Source organism: Moritella sp. F3 (assembly GCF_015082335.1).
Classification (GTDB): Bacteria; Pseudomonadota; Gammaproteobacteria; order Enterobacterales; family Moritellaceae; genus Moritella.
Window position 1 is genome coordinate 227,178 of the sequence record NZ_BLRL01000005.1, and the last position, 18,170, is coordinate 245,347.

An 18,170-nucleotide genomic window follows, 5' to 3' on the forward strand; every position below is an offset into this window, starting at 1 on the left:
TTTATGCTAATTCCGAGTTATAAATACGGATTAATGTTATCATTAGCTTCTCTTTACCATCGGTTTTATTGGCATGATTACAATTTTAAAAAATAACGCCTTGTTTAATTGGCAAAAATTAAGCTTTAGACGGCGCTTATTATTGATCATGACTTTGTCAGGTATTGTTAAATTATTGATCTTATCTATTGCCGGATTTATTTATTTAAAGCACTGGGAAGAACAAGACAGTGGTAATAATGCCCTTGGTATCGCTAAATTTTTGTCTACATCGCCATGTGTTGTAAAAGCGATAGAAACTAATAACCCTGAACTGATCCGTAATAAAATTGAATATTTACGCGCGTCGGTTAATGCTGCGTTTATTGTCGTGGGTAATAAAGACGGTATTCGTTTATCTCATCCTATTGACGCGCGGATTGGTAAACCGATGAAAGGTGATGATAATGATAGAGCCTTAAAACAAGGGTTATCTTATGTCTCTGTTGCCACCGGCTCATTAGGTCGGTCTGTCAGAGGAAAAACCCCGATTATTGATAGCAAAGGTAATATTATTGGTGTCGTTTCGGTTGGTTACCTGCTAACGAGCATTGAGAGTAAAGCCGATCATTTCCTTATATTCCTGCTTATTATGATTACGTTGGTCGTACTGACGAATGCCTTGATTTCTAACTTTACCGCGAAGAAATTTCAGAATGCGATATTTGGCTTTGAGCCTGAAGAATTTGGCCGTTTGTATATGGAACTTGAGGTTACCCTGAGTACGATTAAAGAAGGGGTGGTGAGTATTGATGCGAATGGTTACTTACGCTCTATTAATCGTAGCGCCTGTGATATTTTTAAGGTCAAAGCGGAAAATGTGCTTAATCATAGAATGGATGAAGTATTACCCGAGAATAACTTAACGGAAATTTTGACCACTAAAGCCAACGAATATAATGTTGAAATGATGATTAAGGGCCAAGCTATCGTAGCCAACAGGCAAATCCTCATTGTTGATAATCAAGTTGTGGGCGCTGTATCGAGTTTTCGTCTTAAAGATGAGATCAGCGAGCTGACTAAACAGTTATCACAAGTGCGTGAATACTCTGATTTATTACGCTCGCAAACCCATGAACATAGCAATAAATTAAATACCATCAGTGGCCTAATCCACCTAGGTAAAAATGAAGAAGTACTCGGTTTGATCGGACAGGAAACGGAACGTTATCAGCATTTAATTGAGTTTTTACGTGAAGCGATTCACGAGCCGATGATTGCCGGCGTATTACTGGGTAAAAGTGAAAGAGCGCGAGAGTTAGGGCTATTATTAGATATTGATGATGGTTCACAGTTATTAGCTTTACCTGAGCATATTCGCGCAGAAGATTTAGTGACTATATTGGGTAACTTTATCGATAATGGTTTCGATGCTTGTATTAGCAGTAACACGCTAAAGTCAGAACGAAAAGTATCGGTGAGTATTTCTGACTTTGGTGATGAAATCATCATGGAAGTTGAAGACAATGGCTGTGGCTTACCTGAAGGTATCGCCCAACAAGAATTAATTAAGCAAGGTGTTTCCAGCAAATCGGACAGTAACCGAGGCGTAGGGCTGCATCTTGTCGATAAAATCATTAACCAATATAACGGTCAGTTAATGATGGAAAGTATTGATAATAAAGGAACAAGAATGACGGTGTATTTACCAAAACAGCATGCAGATAAGGATATTAAACATGACATCAGCTAATACGATTAAAGTATTAATCATTGAGGATGATGTGGGTATCGCTGAAATCCACCGCCGAAATCTAATGAAAATAGATGGCTTAGACGTCATTGGGATAGCGACAACTAAAGCTGAAGCTGAAGTGCTGCTTGATGTACTAACGCCTGATTTAATCTTGCTAGATGTGTATTTACCTGATGGTAACGGTTTGGATATTCTACGTGATTTACGTCAACAGCAGCATGCCTGTGATGTGATCTTAATTACAGCAGATCGTGACGCGGATACACTACAAGCTGCTATGCGTGGTGGGGTGGTTGATTACATTTTAAAACCGGTGATTTTTGCGCGCTTAGAAGAATCATTAAATAAGTATCTTAAACAGAAGAATCAATTTGTTCATCTCGATGATGTAGATCAGAACATGGTTGATGCCATGATATCTGTTAGTGTTAAAAGCCCTACGGCATCGCGTTTGCCGAAAGGTATCGATAGTGTCACTTTGGATAAAGTACGCGGTTTGTTTGCTGAACATGCTGATATTACTGCGGATAATGCAGGGGTATTAATTGGCGCGAGTCGCACCACGGCAAGACGCTATTTAGAACACTTGATTAGTACGGGCGAACTGATGGCTGATTTAAATTACGGCACTGTAGGCCGCCCTGAAAGAACCTATAAAAAACAAGTTAGATAATACTTGTTCATGCTAACTGTGGTTGCTGGTTAATCGTTAATAATTAGATAAATAAAAATTGAATTAAAAGTTAAATGAAAAAACAGCGCTTCGAGCGCTGTTTTTTTTCCATATTATTTATAGTTTCAATTACGCCTACGGTGACGATTCTTGCGATTATTAATCACACTCATCAACAAATACTGCTTTCTTTGCACGACGGCGATTAAATGCGGTTAGCAGTATCGGTGCAATTAGTACTAAGGCTGAAATAACAGTGAAAGTCAGTGTTATTGGACGTTCCCATAAGAAACTTAATTCACCATCACTGATCATTAATGAACGACGTAGATTTTCTTCCATTAAACCACCCAGAATAAAGCCCAGTAATAATGGTGCTAAGGGGAAGGTCGCGAGCCTGAGGAATATGGCTATCACCGCGACTAAGATCATAATAAAGACATCAACAGTATTAAAGGAAACCAGATAAACACCTGTGATTGAGAAGAAGATAATCATCGGCAGCAATACCGTTCTTGGTACCGCAAGCAGTTTGGCAATATACGGGATCAGCGGTAGATTCAACACCATCAATACGAGGTTACCGAAGTACATTGAGATGATCACAGACCAGAAAATCTCTGGGTTATCAACAAACAAACGCGGGCCAGGTTGAATACCGTAAGAGATCATTGCACCGAGCATAATAGCTGTAGTACCAGAACCTGGAATACCTAAGGTTAGTAGCGGTACAAATGAACCACTTGATGCGGCATTATTCGCCGCTTCAGGGGCAACGAGACCACGGATACTACCTTTACCAAACTCATCTCGTTTATCTTTAGGCGCAAGGTTACGCTCTAAGCCATAACTTAAAAAGGCTGCAATTGTTGCACCTGCACCGGGTAATACGCCGACAAAGAAACCCAGAATCGAAGAACGAACGGCCACGGGTGCAACTTCTTTGAACTCTTCTTTTGTTACTTTCATGCTACCAATTTCAGATAAGGCACTATTTTCTTCAGCGGAGGTATCTGGTTCCGGTTTTAAAATACTGAATAATATTTCACCGAGAGCAAAGGTAGCCATCGCTAATAATAAGAAACTAAAACCATCCATCAAATCGGTTAAGCCAAAGGTGAAACGTTCAACGCCAATGCCTTTATCAATACCGACGGTGGATAACATCAATCCAAAAATAGTCATCATCCAAGCTTTTAATACCTGGCCTTTACCAGCAAATGCTGCAACGGCAGAAAGGCCTACGAGCATTAAGGAAAAATAATCCGATGATTGGAAACTTAATGATACTTTGGCCAGGGCTGGTGCGGCGATTAATAACATGATCGCCGATAAGGTGCCGCCAGTGAATGAAGCATAAGCAGCAAGTGCTAATGCTTTACCAGCTTGGCCTTTTTTAGCTAACGGGTACCCATCAAATGCGGTGACCACAGTGGATGAACAGCCGGGTGCATTGATCAGGATTGAGGATGTTGAACCACCAAAAATAGCACCATAATAAACGCCAGCCATTAAGATCATCCCCGAAGACGGGTCTAATCCATAAGTAATGGGGATCATTAACGCAATCGCGGAAATTGGCCCAAGACCTGGCAGCATACCAATAAAAGTACCGACAAAACAACCGACCATAACCATCATTAAGTTGGTTGGCATGATTGCTGTGGATAAGCCTGCTAAAATTCCATCTAACATAATTATCGTCCTAGAAGCTTAAAAAGAGGTAACCAGGTTCAAGATAAATATCCAGAACTTTAGTTAGTAGTAACCAAAACACAGTTACAAAAGGAAAAGATGCACCAAACAAGACTGCTTTACGTCGCTCGCCAAGCAGCCAAAAGCCGACCAATAAGAATAAACTGGTGGCTAATACAAACCCGAGCCAAGTGAGTCCGACACCATAGGCTGTCATTAAGGCAACGAACGCACCAAGCAAGCGCCAATCTAAACTGCTTTCATTGGTATTTTCGCAAGTACTAGTACTACAAATGTTTGTGGGTGACATGACGATAAGCAGCAGTGACATGATAATGCCACTGGCGGTAAGTAAATAGGGTAAAGTACGTGCCGTGAAGGCCTCGTATTCGTCACCAGGGAAAAGCTGAATTTGGGTCGCTTGGTATCCGTAGATTAAGCAGACAAGTAGAAATATTAATCCACTGACTCGATCTCGGTTTAAGCGCGGTAAAGCTGTTGATTGCATGGGATGCTCCGATTTAAAAGAAAGCCACAGTGAATAATGACTGTGGCTGGATCATAGAGATGAGTTAGTTTATTTTAGGAAACCTAACTCACGCATCAAGGCACCCATTTGTTCTTCTTGTTGTTCTAAGAATGCATAAAAGTCTTTGTCTGCTTTGTAATTATCAATCCAACCGTTACGGTCACGCACAGTTGCCCATTGATCTGTCTTATACATCTCAGTTAGTACTTTGTTCCACTCTGCAACTTTAGCGTCACTGATACCTGGTGAAGCAAAGAATCCACGCCAGTTAGCAAAGACGGTTTCATTGCCCATTTCTGTAAGCGTCGGTACATTTGGTGCCGCGGCTAGACGCTCTGGTGCTGTGATTGCAAGAATGCGTACTTGACCACTTTTAGACATTTCCAGTACTTCACCTAGACCGGTTGAAAGTAGTGGGGTTTCACCTGACAATACTGCTGCCATCGCTTTACCGCCAGCGTCATAAGCGATGTAGCGTACTTTACGGGCGTCAAATCCTTCGCCTTTAAATGCGGCTGCTGCAATCAGATGATCCATGCTACCGCGTGCGGAACCGCCCGCAATTTTAACTTTGCGTGGATTTTCTTTAAATGCTGTTACTACTTGTTGCCAGTTTTCAAACTTCGAATCTGCTGCCACGACAATTGCGCCATAATCGGCAATCGTTGTGGCAACGGGCGTTAGATCTCGGAATGATTGTGGGAAAATACCAGTCAAAGAACGGATCACAATCGGAGTCGAGTTAACCATTAAAGTGTCTTGTTGACGTGCAGCTGTCTCAATCATGTGAGCAATAGCTTTACCGCCACCGCCGCCAGAAAGATTCTGATAAGAGACTTTTTCAACTAAGTCCGCTTTCATTAATACATCACCAGTCCCTCGGGCTGTCATGTCCCAACCACCGCCTGCACCACCTGGTACGATAAAGTGTATTTTTTCTAAATCAGCAGCCCAAGCGGCTGACGATAATGTGGCAATACTGGCGACAATCAGTGATGAGGTTACACATTTTCTAAATTGCTTTAGCATGGTTTCCATTCCTTGTGTTCATTGTTGAAAAGTTGAATTTAACATTACATGTTAATAGCTAGCGCTTTTCCATTGTTGGTGGGGTTAACGCTTATGGAAGGTGATGTTAATTTAATGTTGCCGGTGTTGTTGTGATGGAGTGAAAAGTGTAAATAATGGTAATTAATAACGTTTCGCGCATTTTGTGCATAAAGTTCACGTTGGGGTGTGAACGAAAAAAACCGGCTCATTTATTTCGGTGAATAAATGAGCCGGTCTTTTAAGTGATATACGAAACGTTACTTACTTCTGCAGTTTAGTTTTACCTGCGTAGGCCTTATGGCTTTGTGCCATTGTTTCTAAGATAGCGTCTTTTTCTATCCAAACATCATTGAGGTGTTGTTGAAAGCCAATTTTAAATGCGCGATCTTTTTGGTAATCACCACGCATCTTCTCATCAATATCCGCAACTCGAATATGTACATGTACATCTTTCACCTCTCCGCACAGGTATTGCCAGAAACTAGGCGTTTGACCTGGGTAATAAATGGCAACATCCACAATTTTATGAATGTGATCACCTAATGCAGAAAGTGCAAATGCCAGTCCACCTGCTTTTGGTTTTAACAGGTGCTTGAACGGTGATTTTTGTTTGTTATGCTTTTCAGTGGTTAAGCGCGTACCTTCCACAAAATTCATCACACTCACTGGACTGGATTTAAATTTAGCGCAAGCCTTACGTGTTACTTCGATATCTTTCCCGCGTAATTTCGGATTTTTCTTTAGTTGTGCTGTGCTGTAACGACGCATGAAAGGGAAGTCTAATGCCCACCAAGCCATGCCTAAGAAAGGCACAAAAATGAGTTCTTTTTTTAAGAAGAATTTTAAGAAGGGGATCTTTTTATTTAATACACGTTGCAAGATCAGGATATCAACCCAAGATTGGTGATTCGCAATGACCATGTACCATTCTTTTTCAGACAGCTCTATGTCAGCATTATGCAAATGGACCTTAACGGGATGAATAAAGTGTTCGATGACGCCATTTACGCGGATCCAACTACTTGCAAAGAAGACTAATAATGAAGAACAGATTCTTTGTATAATTTTAATTGGTAGTAATTTGATCGGGCTTAAAATCATGATTGGGATAACCCAAAACAGTAAGTTTACAAACCACAATACAAAGGCCAAACAGCCGCGTATAGATGACATAACACTTCCTAAAAATGACAATCAATAAAAATAGAGTGTCTATACTACTGCGCAGATCAAAACGACTCAATATTTAACTACCACTTTATGCACAAATCCACGCTCTTTAGCTAAAGGTCGGAGCAGTTAAAAGGTTGTACTGTAAAAATAATTATAATTAAGGTGACTTTGATGACGTTTCATCAGGAGGAAAGTGTGATAGTAGAATGGCTATTATTTTTCAGACTGGCGATATAGTTTAAGGGGGCTGATATTAATAGAAAAATAGTATTTTATGTGTCTATCTGTGCTGAAAGTATATGGTAATACTTAGCTTACTTTATTGAATATGCACAGATATGAACACAATTAATAAATAATTTAAAAGGCTTTCTCCATATATTTTTTTTAAACTATATTCATGTTATTGCAGGACAAACTCGGAATGATTAATTTGCGGGTTTATAATTTAAAAAAGACCAAAGCACCTTTTTTATATTCAAGAGCTTGAATCTTATGATGAATGAAAAATATACGTGTTATTTAGTATCAAAATCAAGTTTACAATCTTCTTTATTAAAACAAAGTCTAGAGAAATCACTTGATATCATTATTTTAGATGTATCCTTTACCGAACTACTTCAAACGATCTCTTCTAAGCAAACTAATAACAACCTCAATTACATTATTATTGATTTAAACCATTTACAAGACGATTACCTCAGCAAGTATTTAATTATTGTCGATGAAAAACATCTTAATACTAAAGAGGTTCTAATAAATTCAGAACCTTCCGTCATTGTTGATGACTTGATGAAACTACCTAATTTAACCGGACTGTTTTATGAAAGCGATACCATGGAATTGATGTCGAAAGGTATGCAAAAAATATTAGATGGCGAGCTTTGGCTTTCTAGAGATATTACGACGTCTATTATTACAGTGCATCGAAAAGATAAATATTTCACTTCCAGTGTGATCGCTGAACTGACTCGGCGCGAAGAAGAAATTATGAAGTTACTCACTTTAGGTGCTTCAAATTCTCAAATCGCAGAGCAATTATTCGTGAGCGAAAACACGGTTAAAACGCATTTACATAATGTGTTTAAGAAAATAAAAGTAAGAAGCAGGCTGCAAGCTGTGATGTGGGCAAAGGGACAACAATTTCAAAGGGCTCAATAATGAAGTCAAAACGAGGAAAGGTTTTGTTTTATGCCTTGTGTATTAGTGGGCTCTGTATTAGCACAAACCTACAGGCAATTGATGATAAATCTCCGCTAGAAGAATCAAGCAGTAATGATGATAGTCTCGTCGAAATTCAAGGGCTTCTTATCGATCGAACATTAACTCGCCTTGGCAAAGATTTCTACTTTACCTTTGCGATGAAAATGAACAGTGAATATGGTGATCTTGAGGTTAACTTAACGATCTCTGAAGTACCAACCGCTCTATCGGGAAGTATTATTACAATCCATCATTTTAATCGGGTTATTTATAAAACAGCTCTTTCACCAGGGAGGTATCAAGCAGAACAACGTGCAGAGGAAGCTATGTATGTAACGCGAAATTATATTGTTAAATGGAAAGCCGAAAAACAATTTCAAGATACTTTTGATCTAGAACGATCAGAGTTATAAGGAGGATATGATGAAGATAACTACGCAACTATTCACTCTTTCATTTATTTTAAGCAGCAGTCATGTAATCGCGAGTGAATTAGTTTATACACCTGTGAACCCGAGTTTTGGTGGTAACCCGTTAAATAGTAGCTACTTATTAGGTACAGCTGCCGCGAACAATGATTACTCTGGGCCAAAAATTGACTCAGGATTTGAAGAGAAGTCAGCTTTGGAGCGTTTGGCATCTAGCTTGGAATCGAGGTTAATAAGTCAAATATTGTCCGATGCAAGTGAGGGGAAAACCGGGCAACTTATAACCGAGGCTTTTACTGTCAATGTTGTTGAAGGTGAGGGGGGCGCATTGCTCATTCACCTCGTGGATAATTTAACTGGTGAGAGCTCAACTATTCAAGTTGGCGGCATTACTTCGAATTAAAAAGCAAATAAAGGATGCAATAAATGAAGTTTTTATGGCTGTTTTTTATAATGATTATGACTGGATGCTCAAACTCATTGAGTATTCCAGATACTTCGGATACACCGAGTTTAATGCAAAGGGGTAATACCTATAATGACCTGGTAGCATTACCGAAACCAAAAGGGAAAATCTATGTTGCAGTGTATGACTTCAGAGATCAAACTGGTCAATATAAACCGCAACCAAATAGTAACTTCTCAACAGCCGTTCCGCAGGGGGCTACGGCACTATTAACCATGGCACTCTTGGATTCTCAGTGGTTTTATCCATTAGAGCGACAAGGTTTACAAAACCTGTTGACGGAAAGAAAGATAATCCGAGCTGCACAGAATAAAGATAAAGTCGTATCTAATCATGGTGCTGACTTGCCTTCATTACAATCAGCAAATGTGATGATAGAAGGTGGGATAGTGGCTTATGATACCAATATAAAAACAGGGGGGATAGGCGCTAAATATCTCGGTATTGGTGGTTCTGGTAAATACAGAACAGATCAAATTACGGTAAATATTCGCGCTGTGGATATTCGCAGCGGTAAAATTCTATCAAGTATTACCACAACCAAAACAATTCTTTCTTATGAGTTAGCGGCGGGTGCCTTTCGTTTTGTCGATTATAAAGAGTTACTTGAAGTAGAAATGGGTTATACCAATAATGAACCGGTCAATATTGCTTTAATGTCAGCCATTGATGCAGCCGTTATTCACTTGATTGTTAATGGTGTAGAGCAAGGATTATGGTCTCCGAGTTCCTTAGATAGCCTAGATTCTCCCGTATTTAAAAAGTATGCTTCTCAACCTAGCACCCTAGATACAAATGCTAAACAGGTTAGTACGACTGACAAATTTAATACGAATGACAGATTTAAAAAGTATGCTTCTGAATTGAAGGCCAAAAATGCGTCGACCCCTAAAAATTACAGAGCTACAAATTAGTGTGCTTATTTATCGAACTTTAGTCACGCTTTTGTATTCTAATAAATAATTATAGTTACTTCGATGTCCCCAGATCCTCAGGGGCCATCGAAGGATGATAAAGCCTTGAATACCTATGCTAGCGGCATATCAATGGATAACCTCCTTGATTAATATAAACCTATCTACAATTCAGACCATTCCCTCACTTTAATCACTACTACACCCCCTCCATATATTGAGTGAACGATATCCGATAACGGTATTCGGAAGCAATATTTGTTGCCCAAATACCGTTGGTGATAAATCCCCTTATGTTGTATGTTGTATGTTGTCGCGTGCGACAGTAACCGGCAAGATAATCCAAAACACATCGTTGACCTCAAATAAATAGCGACCCCAAATAAATAGTTGAGCCAAAATACATAGTTGGCCGCTTCAAGTTCTGCGTCTTTCTTTGTTTTAAATCGATAATAGTACATATGCTTGTGTTTGAAGCTGCTAATAAATAGTGTTGTTGGTGTGTTATGTGTACTGACCCCATTAGCTTGTGCTCTATTTGATAACCTGTAGTAGAAAGCACAAAGGTTTAGGCTCATTGTTTTATATGCAACTCGGGTAGGGTATATCTTCATAGGCTCTGCATTGAAATGAAATCTTAATCGCTTTCCCTGGCAATGAAGACTGAGTTTTTCAATGTCTTTTTGCTGTAGCTATTAGAGTGGGGCATAGCATTTTAAGTTTATGATGTCCTGATCAGTATGGTATTTACTGCCTGTGCTTTATTGTTTAGTTCCTGCCTAGCTGCGTACAATATTCAACTTTAATTAACATTAAATTATTTTAGCAGTGGCCGGTAGAATTAAACTACATCAGTATATCGAGTGCTGAACTAAGCATGGTGTAGTATTTTTGGGGGATCTGGTAATCTTTTAGTTATTGCCGCTTAGTGGGGGGATGATGATATTTTACAATTTTTATCAATTATGAAAGTAGTGATTTTATTAGAAGAGGAAGTGATGATTTTTATAGGGAACTGTTCTTTTGATAAGCTTAAATTAACTTGTGCATTTTTATTAATACTGGTTGTGAATTGATTACTGGTATTCGAGGTTAGCTTAATTGTATGATGATTATCATCTTGGTTAGTAATCTGCAGGTTAATACTGCTACCGATATCTTGACAAAGAATATTCATTTCTTTAGCCTCTTGTTTCACTTCATCTTGCTTTATTCTCAGCTGCTCTTCACTATGCAACATTTGTGATTGCTGTAGTGCAAATAAAAAAATAGCGGCATTAAACGCCGCTGATTTTTTACGATTGACTAAATAAGTCACAGATCTTTAGTTTTGTACAACGATTGCACTATTATTGTTACTGTAGTTCGCTGTTATCGTTGAGCTATCATTGATATTTTGCGTGACATCAATAGTATTATAGTTTGACTGATACATAGATACTTTGGCCGTTGCATTATGCGCAGTTTGCTCAATATCCACGTCATTACCATTACCGTGAGAGATATCAACTTTAGCTACATTGTCATAACCATCTTGATCGATATCGACGTCATTATGAGCGCCATGAGTAATATCAACTTTGGCTTTATTATGATGACCGTCTTGGGCGATATTTACGTTATTGGCAAAGCCGAGAGAGATATCAACTTTGGCTTTATTTCTAGCACCATCTTGGTCGATATCGACGTTATTATAGGCACCTGCAGTAATATCAACTTTCGCTTTATTTTTATAACCAGCTTGATCAATAGCGACGACATTACCTAAACCATAGTGAATATCCACCTTTGCTTTGTTTCTAGCGCCATCTTGGGCTATATTTACATCGTTGTAACCCGCTGCTGTCATATACACTTTTGCTTTATTTTTATTACCATCCTGTGCGATAACCACCTTATTACCTAAACCATAGTGAATCCCAACTTTCGCTTTGTTATCATCTGAATGATTCGCTACACTTGTTTTAACTTTATTATAAGCACCTTTTTCAATTTCAATATTTAATCGGTTATCGTCAGCGCCACGGCCAAATGTACTCTTGGTTTTATTGTAATTAGAGTCATTATGAATATTTACTTTCGCAGTGTTGCGGTCAGTGCCCTTCTCTAACATGATTTTTGATTTATTATGATCACCTTCTTGTATTATCGTTAATTTATTATGGTCAGATTTACCACCGTTAAGCGTGATTTTGGCTTTGTTATCATCACCATATTGATCTACGCTCAATTTATTACGATTACTGTTTTTTCCAGCTTCGCCATTAATAGCAGTCTTAGATAGATTTCTTTTACCTGTTTGTAAAATGTCGATTTTATTATGATCACCATAGATGATGGTCTCGTGAGCCTCATTGCCATCGGCGAGGCTAGTACCACTGGTATTTTGTGTTACGGTCACATTATTGTCGTCTGCATTTTGAAAAATCATGGTATCGACATTGCCCGCGAAAGAAGCGCCAGATACAAGTGCCGAAGAAACTGCGATTGCGATTGTTAATTTTTTCATAGTAATTCCCTTAATGATCTTATATTTTGATTAAAAAGTATTGTTGATAATAATACTCGCATGCCCGGTTTGGTTGACCGAAAAATCATGTGAGCTATTCGTTGTATCTTTAATAAAAGCCAGGTTGTGATTACCAGACTGATTTATCGTACCTTTATGTTGCGCATTACCACCTTGAATATGTACTGCAACATTACGATTCCCGTGTTGTATAATGGCACTTTCATGCCCTTCACCTACTTGAATCGTTTTAGCAATGTTGAAGCGACCACTTTGCTTGGTATAAGCGCTGTTATTACTCCCTTCTTGTTTTATTTTTGCTTTGTTCCGAACACCACTTTGTTGGACATGTGCTTTATTACCTAATCCACCATTGCGATTTTGTAAAACTTTTACTTTAGAGAGATAAGCACCATCAAATTCAATATTTGAATAGTTACCACTTGGAGCTAGCTCTGATAAAGCAGCTAACTCTGGCGGCGGTTCGTAGGGAGAAAGACCCCCCGCGAATGTATAACCAGAAAGTGTTAATAAGCAACAAGCGCTTATATTATTTATCCTTGTCATATAAGTACCCTTATGACCTTGTTTTTGTTAAAGCAACATGATGTTACTTGGATTAAGTATTGGATTATCAGGGTATTCAACCATCAACTTTATGATGAGATTGTTAATGTTTATGTTAATTTTAAAGGATTAATTAGCCTTATTATTGGTCATCTATTTGGGCTAGATAGGCTGATGAAACTAATGCTAAAGTTTATCTTCTGATTGAGATTGGATATATGATGAGGTATATGTCTTTGTTTCTATAATAAAAAGGGATTTTAGGTTTATGCTGCTGTATCTCGAAGGTGTTACGAGGTGACATAAAGAATATTATAGTTCCAGGTCACACTTTAGAGGTAAAGGTGAAAACCTTAAGGGTAATTTTATATAAACGACTGTGCCGTGGTCTGTAATCATTTATCCTATGATGAACCATATCTTGTTTGTTCTAATTACTAAGGAAATACACTTATGAATACTGCTATTGATATACTCCTAACTCCGTGGCTTTGGATTACGATTGTTGTTATTTTTACCATTCAAAGAAGCGTATTATTTATTCCGCAAAACCGAGGGTATGTTATTTATACCTTTGGACGTTATAGCGGCACATTACAAGCTGGCCTTAACTTTATAGTGCCTTTTATACAACGAGTCGCTGCAGATCGTAATTTAAAAGAACAGTCATTAGATATCTCTTCACAACTGGCTATTACCAAGGACAATATTACCTTGGAACTTGATGGTATTTTATTTATGAAGGTGATTGATGCCGCAGCAGCGACGAACAACATCACTGACTATAAATTAGCGGTAGTACAACTGGCGACCACAACAATGCGTAATGCCATTGGTTCAATGGAACTCGATCAGTGTTTTCAGAATCGAGATAACATTAACGCGTCTATCTTAGCGTCAATGACTGAAGCAACTCAACCTTGGGGTGTGCAGGTGACACGTTACGAGATCAAAGATATTACCCCGCCGATTTCAATTAAAGAAGACATGGAAAAACAAATGGCTGCAGAACGTGAAAAACGTTCTGTGATCCTGACTGCTGAAGGTGTTAAGACGGCTGCGATCACGCAAGCTGAAGGTTTGAAACAAGCCCGAGTTTTAGATGCGGAAGCGGCTAAGGCAGAGCAGGTACTGGCCGCTGAAGCAAGTAAAGAGTCACAAATATTAGAAGCAACGGGTAAAGCTGAGGCGATCAGATTAGTGGCAAATGCAGACTCTTCGGCATTACATGTTGTTGGTGAAGTTGCCATTACTAGCGAAGGACAACAAGCGGTACGCTTAAAGCTCGCACAAGATGCTATTTCAGCACACAAAGCGATCGCTGCTGAAGGTTCGGTTATTTTAACGGATGGTAAAACCAGTGAGAATATCGGTAATACAGTTGCTCAAGCGATTGCAGTTTCAAGCGCACTAAAATTATCTGAATAGTGAGGCTATCTTCTATCATGGAGTTTACTAAATGGATACATTAATTGACTACTTACAGAACAATCATGACCAATTGCTTTATGTGGTTGGCGCGATTGCCTTGATTATTGAGTTGAGTGTGACTGGGTTAAGCGGGCCATTATTATTTTTTGGTCTTAGCTGTCTGATCTCTGGGTTATTGGTGAGTATTGGCGTTATCCAAGGCTGGGAGCTTGAAGTATTATCGGTTGGCTTACTGTCAGGTGTCGTGGCGTTATTATTATGGAAACCACTTAAGCAATTTCAGGGCAATCGCACTGTGCAAGATACGAGTAGCGATATGATTGGTCAAACCGTACCGGTGAGTGAAACTGTCACTATTAATGGTGGTAAGGTTCGCCATTCCGGTATTAATTGGAATGCCCGCTTAAGTGAATCGGCGACGGTTAGCTCCCTCGATGTTGGTTTACGAGTTAAAATCGTCGCGGTAGATGGCAATGTTTTAATTGTCGAATAACGAGTATTGAATAAATAGCGCTGGGCAAAATAGTACTATATACATAGTAAATAGATGACTGAGTAAATACTTGACTAATTTATCAGCCATTAAACTCATCGGAGCAGATTAGGTGTTCAATACACAGATCATAAAATGCTTGAGCTTGCGGTGAAATAGTATGCTCAGCCAGACGAAAAATCCCCATCTTGCGTTCTAACGATGGATCAAGCAAAGGTAACCACACGAGATCAGTTTCATTACTAGAAAAAGCCAGTTTTGGTAGTGTGGTTATACCAATCCCCAGTTTTAATACTGAAAACAACGAAGTGATATTCTCAACAGAGTAGAGCGCCTTATCAATCAGAACCCTTGCGGCAGTCGGCTCTAGCAGTCTACAGGTACCATTATGAATGAATGGTTGATCTAATAACGCCTGCCATTCAATGCCATTCACATTATTCGCTATTGGATTATCCTTTAAACATACCACACCAATAGGATCTGAAATTAGCGGCGTAAAATCCACAGCATCAGCATCTAGGTTCGCACAATTTCCGAGTGCTAAATCGACTTCACCTGACACTAATCTTGCTTCAACACCAGCGGCATTATCATCAATCAAACTGACTTCAACATTAGGGTATTCCTTACAGAATCGTCCTAGCACATTAGGGATCAATTTTGCTGCAACAGAGGGGACACTGGCAATGCGGACGCGCCCTTGTTGGCCTGCCGCTGCGGCTCGTAGGTCGTTGTCTAGGGTTTTATAAATATATAAAAACTGCGTGATCTTGGGTAAACATATTTGCCCAAAAGGCGTAAGCGTGGATTTATTTCCTGGCTCAAAGAGTGGCTGCTCTAATGTACGCTCAAGTTCTTTGATAGAGGTCGATAGCGCGGCCTGAGAGCGATTTGCTCTGCTTGATGCGGCGCGAAATCCACCTTCTTCGACGACTAAAACAAAATGTCTCAGTTGTTGTATTTTAATATCCATATTTAATAATCCATGCAATGTGTAGTGATAAAACTCTGTATTCATAAAAAAGAACATCATCATAAAAAGTATGTTGTGATCACGCTTTTACGGGGTGATAAATTTTACTTATCAATTGAACAGAATTTACCGTTAGATTTATCAGGAGTCAACTGGCAATATTCACAACATCGAAACAAAGCTGTTACAAAATGGATGTAAACATGACAACTCAAAGCTACCCTGTAAAAACTGAATTATTTGCGTCTAAAGCGCCACTCGAATGGGCGATTGTAAATAATGGTACTTTATATACTGCGCAGATCCCGATTGATCAAACAGGCGCTGTTGTTGCGGGTGGCATTGAAGCACAAACTCGCCAAACCTTTGACAATCTAGTCCACACATTAGAATGTGCCGGCGAATCTCTTAATTCAGTACTGCAAGTCTTAATCTATGTCACTGACCGTGAATATCTCGCCACCGTTAATCAAGTATATGCAGAATACTTTGATGCGCCTTACCCAAATCGCGCTGCCATGGTCGTCGCAGGACTTGCACGTGAAGAAATGCTCGTTGAGTTTGTTGTCTACGCTGCTGTCAGTGAATAATCAGCACATTTTTAACTTAAACAAAAGCAACATAAAACCAATATTTATAACGCTATAAACCCGAACTATACTAACGAATATGATCTATTTTAACGAATCAATTTAACTTAACGTATCGCCTATTTGTTACCAGTCTGCGTAGCAATAAAGAACAACAAGGAAAGTCGTATGACAACTCAAACACAGCACTCACTTCATATCGGTGGTGAATGGCAAGCAGAAAACTCACTTTATATTGGCGGCGAATGGCAATCAGGTGTAAGCACTATTGCTAATATCAACCCGTCTGATATCAGCCAAAATTTAGGTAACTTCGCCCAAGCTAATACGGCGCAAGTTCATCAGGCTATTTCGGCTGCAAAACATGCACAGCCAACATGGGAAAAGACGCCACTAGAACGAAAGCAAGCTGTGCTACAAGGCATTGGTGATGAGTTGATCGCACGTTGTGATGAGCTGGGTCGCTTACTATCAAGTGAAGAGGGTAAACCCTTCTTAGAAGGCCGTGGCGAGATTTATCGTGCGGGTCAATTCTTCCAGTATTTTGCAGCAGAAGTACTACGTCAAATTGGCGATAGCGCAGCCTCTGTTAGACCTGGTGTGTCAGTTGAAGTAACACGTGAAGCTGTGGGTGTTGTAGCCATTATCTCTCCGTGGAATTTCCCTACTGCGACTGCAGCATGGAAGATTGCACCTGCTTTAGCGTTTGGTAACAGTGTTATCTGGAAACCTGCAAATCTAACACCAGCAAGTGCGGTGGCATTAACTGAAATTATTCACCGTCAAGGCCTACCAGCAGGTACGTTTAACCTTGTGCTTGGTAGTGGTTCGGAAGTGGGTAATGTACTAATTAATTCAACTGAAGTTAATGGCGTTAGTTTTACGGGCTCAGTAGATACAGGTCGTAAGATCGCAGCTGCAACCGCACCCAATTTTGTGCGTTGCCAATTAGAAATGGGCAGTAAAAATGCATTAATCGTTGCTGATGATGCCGACATTAATATCGCCGTTGAAGCGACTATCGCGGGGTCATTCTCGGGCGCAGGGCAAAAATGTACCGCATCTTCTCGCCTCGTCGTGATGGATGGTATTCATGATGCATATGTTGAAGCACTGATTAAGCGTATGAGCGAACTCAAAGTGGGACATGCCTTGAAAGATGGCGTATTTATGGGCCCTGTTGTGGATGGTAAGCAGTTAGATGCGAACTTCGATTGGATTGATACAGCACGTCAAAGCGGTGGTGAACTGGCATTTGGTGGTGAACGTTTAAACTTAGAACATGAAGGTTTCTACATGTCGCCTACACTGTTTATTAATACTAAAAATGATTGGTCGGTGAACCAAGAAGAAGTATTTGCGCCGATGGCGAGTGTTATTCGTGTTGCTGATTTAGAGGAAGCGATAGCCACAACAAACGATACTCGCTTTGGTTTAACCAGTGGCATCATCACTCAAAGTCTACGTACAAGCGCATTGTTTAAACAGCAAGCACAAACAGGTTGTGTGATGGTTAACTTGCCAACCGCAGGTACCGATTACCATGTGCCGTTTGGTGGCCGTAAAGAATCAAGCTTTGGCCCTCGTGAACAAGGCCAGTATGCAAAAGAATTCTATACCGTGGTGAAAACTGCTTATCAACGCGCTTATTAAGCGGTTTTTAATGCTGTGCTTTAGCTGGTCTTAAGTCGAGCTAGAGCATAGCTAAATGGATGAAAGTCAGGTGAATAATTAGGAG

18 protein-coding genes are annotated in these 18,170 nt (G+C 39.6%); 10 read left to right on the forward strand and 8 right to left on the reverse strand.

Annotated elements, in window-relative coordinates; translation table 11 throughout:
- The first annotated feature begins 73 nt into the window (after window positions 1–73).
- Both JFU56_RS11195 and JFU56_RS11200 read left to right on the forward strand, forming a co-directional pair.
- The gene (locus JFU56_RS11195) at window positions 74–1,732 is read left to right on the forward strand and encodes a sensor histidine kinase (protein WP_242065951.1); all 1,659 of its coding nucleotides are present in this window, start codon (window positions 74–76) and stop codon (window positions 1,730–1,732) included.
- The gene (locus JFU56_RS11200; RefSeq protein WP_198437366.1) at window positions 1,719–2,408 is read left to right on the forward strand and encodes a response regulator; all 690 of its coding nucleotides are present in this window, start codon (window positions 1,719–1,721) and stop codon (window positions 2,406–2,408) included. Before JFU56_RS11195 ends, JFU56_RS11200 begins: the two co-directional genes overlap by 14 nt.
- A 159-nt stretch (window positions 2,409–2,567) precedes the next feature.
- Here JFU56_RS11200 and JFU56_RS11205 read toward each other — a convergent pair whose 3' ends face one another.
- From JFU56_RS11205 to JFU56_RS11220, 4 genes are all read right to left on the reverse strand, one after another.
- Complete coding sequence (locus JFU56_RS11205; protein WP_198437367.1) at window positions 2,568–4,103, reverse strand: tripartite tricarboxylate transporter permease; 1,536 nt, start codon at window positions 4,101–4,103, stop codon at window positions 2,568–2,570.
- A gap of 10 nt (window positions 4,104–4,113) precedes the next feature.
- Window positions 4,114–4,611 carry a tripartite tricarboxylate transporter TctB family protein gene (locus JFU56_RS11210; protein ID WP_198437368.1) on the reverse strand — a complete coding sequence of 166 codons (498 nt, stop codon included), beginning with the start codon at window positions 4,609–4,611 and terminating at the stop codon, window positions 4,114–4,116.
- A 69-nt stretch (window positions 4,612–4,680) separates the two neighbouring features.
- A complete protein-coding gene (locus JFU56_RS11215; protein WP_198437369.1) occupies window positions 4,681–5,661 on the reverse strand; it encodes a tripartite tricarboxylate transporter substrate binding protein in 981 nt (326 codons plus the stop codon).
- A gap of 282 nt (window positions 5,662–5,943) precedes the next feature.
- Entirely contained in the window at window positions 5,944–6,855 is a 912-nt protein-coding gene (locus tag JFU56_RS11220; protein ID WP_198437370.1) for an acyltransferase, read from the reverse strand.
- 495 nt (window positions 6,856–7,350) lie between these two features.
- Between JFU56_RS11220 and JFU56_RS11225 the strand changes: the two genes are divergently transcribed.
- Genes JFU56_RS11225 through JFU56_RS11240 form a run of 4 tightly spaced genes read left to right on the forward strand, consistent with a single transcriptional unit; the run spans window position 7,351 to window position 9,866 of the window.
- On the forward strand, window positions 7,351–8,016 hold the full coding sequence (locus JFU56_RS11225; protein WP_198437371.1) for a LuxR C-terminal-related transcriptional regulator: 666 nt from the start codon (window positions 7,351–7,353) through the stop codon (window positions 8,014–8,016).
- A complete protein-coding gene (locus tag JFU56_RS11230; RefSeq protein ID WP_242065952.1) occupies window positions 8,016–8,471 on the forward strand; it encodes a curli production assembly/transport protein CsgE in 456 nt (151 codons plus the stop codon). Before JFU56_RS11225 ends, JFU56_RS11230 begins: the two co-directional genes overlap by 1 nt.
- A 7-nt stretch (window positions 8,472–8,478) precedes the next feature.
- Window positions 8,479–8,889, forward strand: a complete 411-nt coding sequence (locus JFU56_RS11235; RefSeq protein ID WP_374221043.1) for a curli assembly protein CsgF — start codon at window positions 8,479–8,481, stop codon at window positions 8,887–8,889.
- A 23-nt stretch (window positions 8,890–8,912) separates the two neighbouring features.
- Window positions 8,913–9,866: a CsgG/HfaB family protein gene (locus JFU56_RS11240; protein WP_198437372.1), complete on the forward strand. Its 954-nt coding sequence runs from the start codon at window positions 8,913–8,915 to the stop codon at window positions 9,864–9,866.
- A gap of 925 nt (window positions 9,867–10,791) precedes the next feature.
- Here JFU56_RS11240 and JFU56_RS11245 read toward each other — a convergent pair.
- From JFU56_RS11245 to JFU56_RS11255, 3 genes are read right to left on the reverse strand one after another with little or no spacing between them, the layout of a single operon-like run.
- Window positions 10,792–11,184 carry a hypothetical protein gene (locus tag JFU56_RS11245; RefSeq protein ID WP_198437373.1) on the reverse strand — a complete coding sequence of 131 codons (393 nt, stop codon included), beginning with the start codon at window positions 11,182–11,184 and terminating at the stop codon, window positions 10,792–10,794.
- A 6-nt stretch (window positions 11,185–11,190) separates the two neighbouring features.
- Window positions 11,191–12,375 (reverse strand): hypothetical protein, encoded by a 1,185-nt coding sequence (locus JFU56_RS11250; protein ID WP_198437374.1) that lies wholly within the window; start codon window positions 12,373–12,375, stop codon window positions 11,191–11,193.
- A gap of 30 nt (window positions 12,376–12,405) precedes the next feature.
- Window positions 12,406–12,942 carry a hypothetical protein gene (locus JFU56_RS11255; protein ID WP_198437375.1) on the reverse strand — a complete coding sequence of 179 codons (537 nt, stop codon included), beginning with the start codon at window positions 12,940–12,942 and terminating at the stop codon, window positions 12,406–12,408.
- Window positions 12,943–13,395: 453 nt separating this feature from the next.
- Between JFU56_RS11255 and JFU56_RS11260 the strand changes: the two genes are divergently transcribed.
- Together JFU56_RS11260 and JFU56_RS11265 are read left to right on the forward strand one after the other, a co-directional pair.
- Window positions 13,396–14,370 (forward strand): slipin family protein, encoded by a 975-nt coding sequence (locus JFU56_RS11260; RefSeq protein WP_198437376.1) that lies wholly within the window; start codon window positions 13,396–13,398, stop codon window positions 14,368–14,370.
- Window positions 14,371–14,401: 31 nt separating this feature from the next.
- The gene (locus tag JFU56_RS11265; RefSeq protein WP_198437377.1) at window positions 14,402–14,866 is read left to right on the forward strand and encodes an NfeD family protein; all 465 of its coding nucleotides are present in this window, start codon (window positions 14,402–14,404) and stop codon (window positions 14,864–14,866) included.
- 82 nt (window positions 14,867–14,948) lie between these two features.
- Here the strand turns inward: JFU56_RS11265 and JFU56_RS11270 are convergent, their stop codons facing one another.
- Window positions 14,949–15,842 carry a LysR family transcriptional regulator gene (locus JFU56_RS11270; RefSeq protein WP_198437378.1) on the reverse strand — a complete coding sequence of 298 codons (894 nt, stop codon included), beginning with the start codon at window positions 15,840–15,842 and terminating at the stop codon, window positions 14,949–14,951.
- A gap of 203 nt (window positions 15,843–16,045) precedes the next feature.
- Between JFU56_RS11270 and JFU56_RS11275 the strand changes: the two genes are divergently transcribed.
- The gene (locus JFU56_RS11275; RefSeq protein ID WP_374221044.1) at window positions 16,046–16,432 is read left to right on the forward strand and encodes a RidA family protein; all 387 of its coding nucleotides are present in this window, start codon (window positions 16,046–16,048) and stop codon (window positions 16,430–16,432) included.
- A gap of 168 nt (window positions 16,433–16,600) precedes the next feature.
- Entirely contained in the window at window positions 16,601–18,085 is a 1,485-nt protein-coding gene (locus JFU56_RS11280) for an aldehyde dehydrogenase family protein (RefSeq protein WP_198437380.1), read from the forward strand.
- Window positions 18,086–18,170: the final 85 nt, after the last annotated feature.

Excerpts from the sequence above, each read along its gene's own strand:
- JFU56_RS11195 (WP_242065951.1), top strand. The coding sequence starts at position 74 with ATGATTACAATTTTAAAAAATAACGCCTTGTTTAATTGGCAAAAATTA.
- JFU56_RS11200 (WP_198437366.1), top strand. The coding sequence starts at position 1,719 with ATGACATCAGCTAATACGATTAAAGTATTAATCATTGAGGATGATGTG.
- JFU56_RS11205 (WP_198437367.1), bottom strand. The coding sequence starts at position 4,103 with ATGTTAGATGGAATTTTAGCAGGCTTATCCACAGCAATCATGCCAACC.
- JFU56_RS11210 (WP_198437368.1), bottom strand. The coding sequence starts at position 4,611 with ATGCAATCAACAGCTTTACCGCGCTTAAACCGAGATCGAGTCAGTGGA.
- JFU56_RS11215 (WP_198437369.1), bottom strand. The coding sequence starts at position 5,661 with ATGCTAAAGCAATTTAGAAAATGTGTAACCTCATCACTGATTGTCGCC.
- JFU56_RS11220 (WP_198437370.1), bottom strand. The coding sequence starts at position 6,855 with ATGTCATCTATACGCGGCTGTTTGGCCTTTGTATTGTGGTTTGTAAAC.
- JFU56_RS11225 (WP_198437371.1), top strand. The coding sequence starts at position 7,351 with ATGATGAATGAAAAATATACGTGTTATTTAGTATCAAAATCAAGTTTA.
- JFU56_RS11230 (WP_242065952.1), top strand. The coding sequence starts at position 8,016 with ATGAAGTCAAAACGAGGAAAGGTTTTGTTTTATGCCTTGTGTATTAGT.
- JFU56_RS11235 (WP_374221043.1), top strand. The coding sequence starts at position 8,479 with ATGATGAAGATAACTACGCAACTATTCACTCTTTCATTTATTTTAAGC.
- JFU56_RS11240 (WP_198437372.1), top strand. The coding sequence starts at position 8,913 with ATGAAGTTTTTATGGCTGTTTTTTATAATGATTATGACTGGATGCTCA.
- JFU56_RS11250 (WP_198437374.1), bottom strand. The coding sequence starts at position 12,375 with ATGAAAAAATTAACAATCGCAATCGCAGTTTCTTCGGCACTTGTATCT.
- JFU56_RS11255 (WP_198437375.1), bottom strand. The coding sequence starts at position 12,942 with ATGACAAGGATAAATAATATAAGCGCTTGTTGCTTATTAACACTTTCT.
- JFU56_RS11260 (WP_198437376.1), top strand. The coding sequence starts at position 13,396 with ATGAATACTGCTATTGATATACTCCTAACTCCGTGGCTTTGGATTACG.
- JFU56_RS11265 (WP_198437377.1), top strand. The coding sequence starts at position 14,402 with ATGGATACATTAATTGACTACTTACAGAACAATCATGACCAATTGCTT.
- JFU56_RS11270 (WP_198437378.1), bottom strand. The coding sequence starts at position 15,842 with ATGGATATTAAAATACAACAACTGAGACATTTTGTTTTAGTCGTCGAA.
- JFU56_RS11275 (WP_374221044.1), top strand. The coding sequence starts at position 16,046 with ATGACAACTCAAAGCTACCCTGTAAAAACTGAATTATTTGCGTCTAAA.
- JFU56_RS11280 (WP_198437380.1), top strand. The coding sequence starts at position 16,601 with ATGACAACTCAAACACAGCACTCACTTCATATCGGTGGTGAATGGCAA.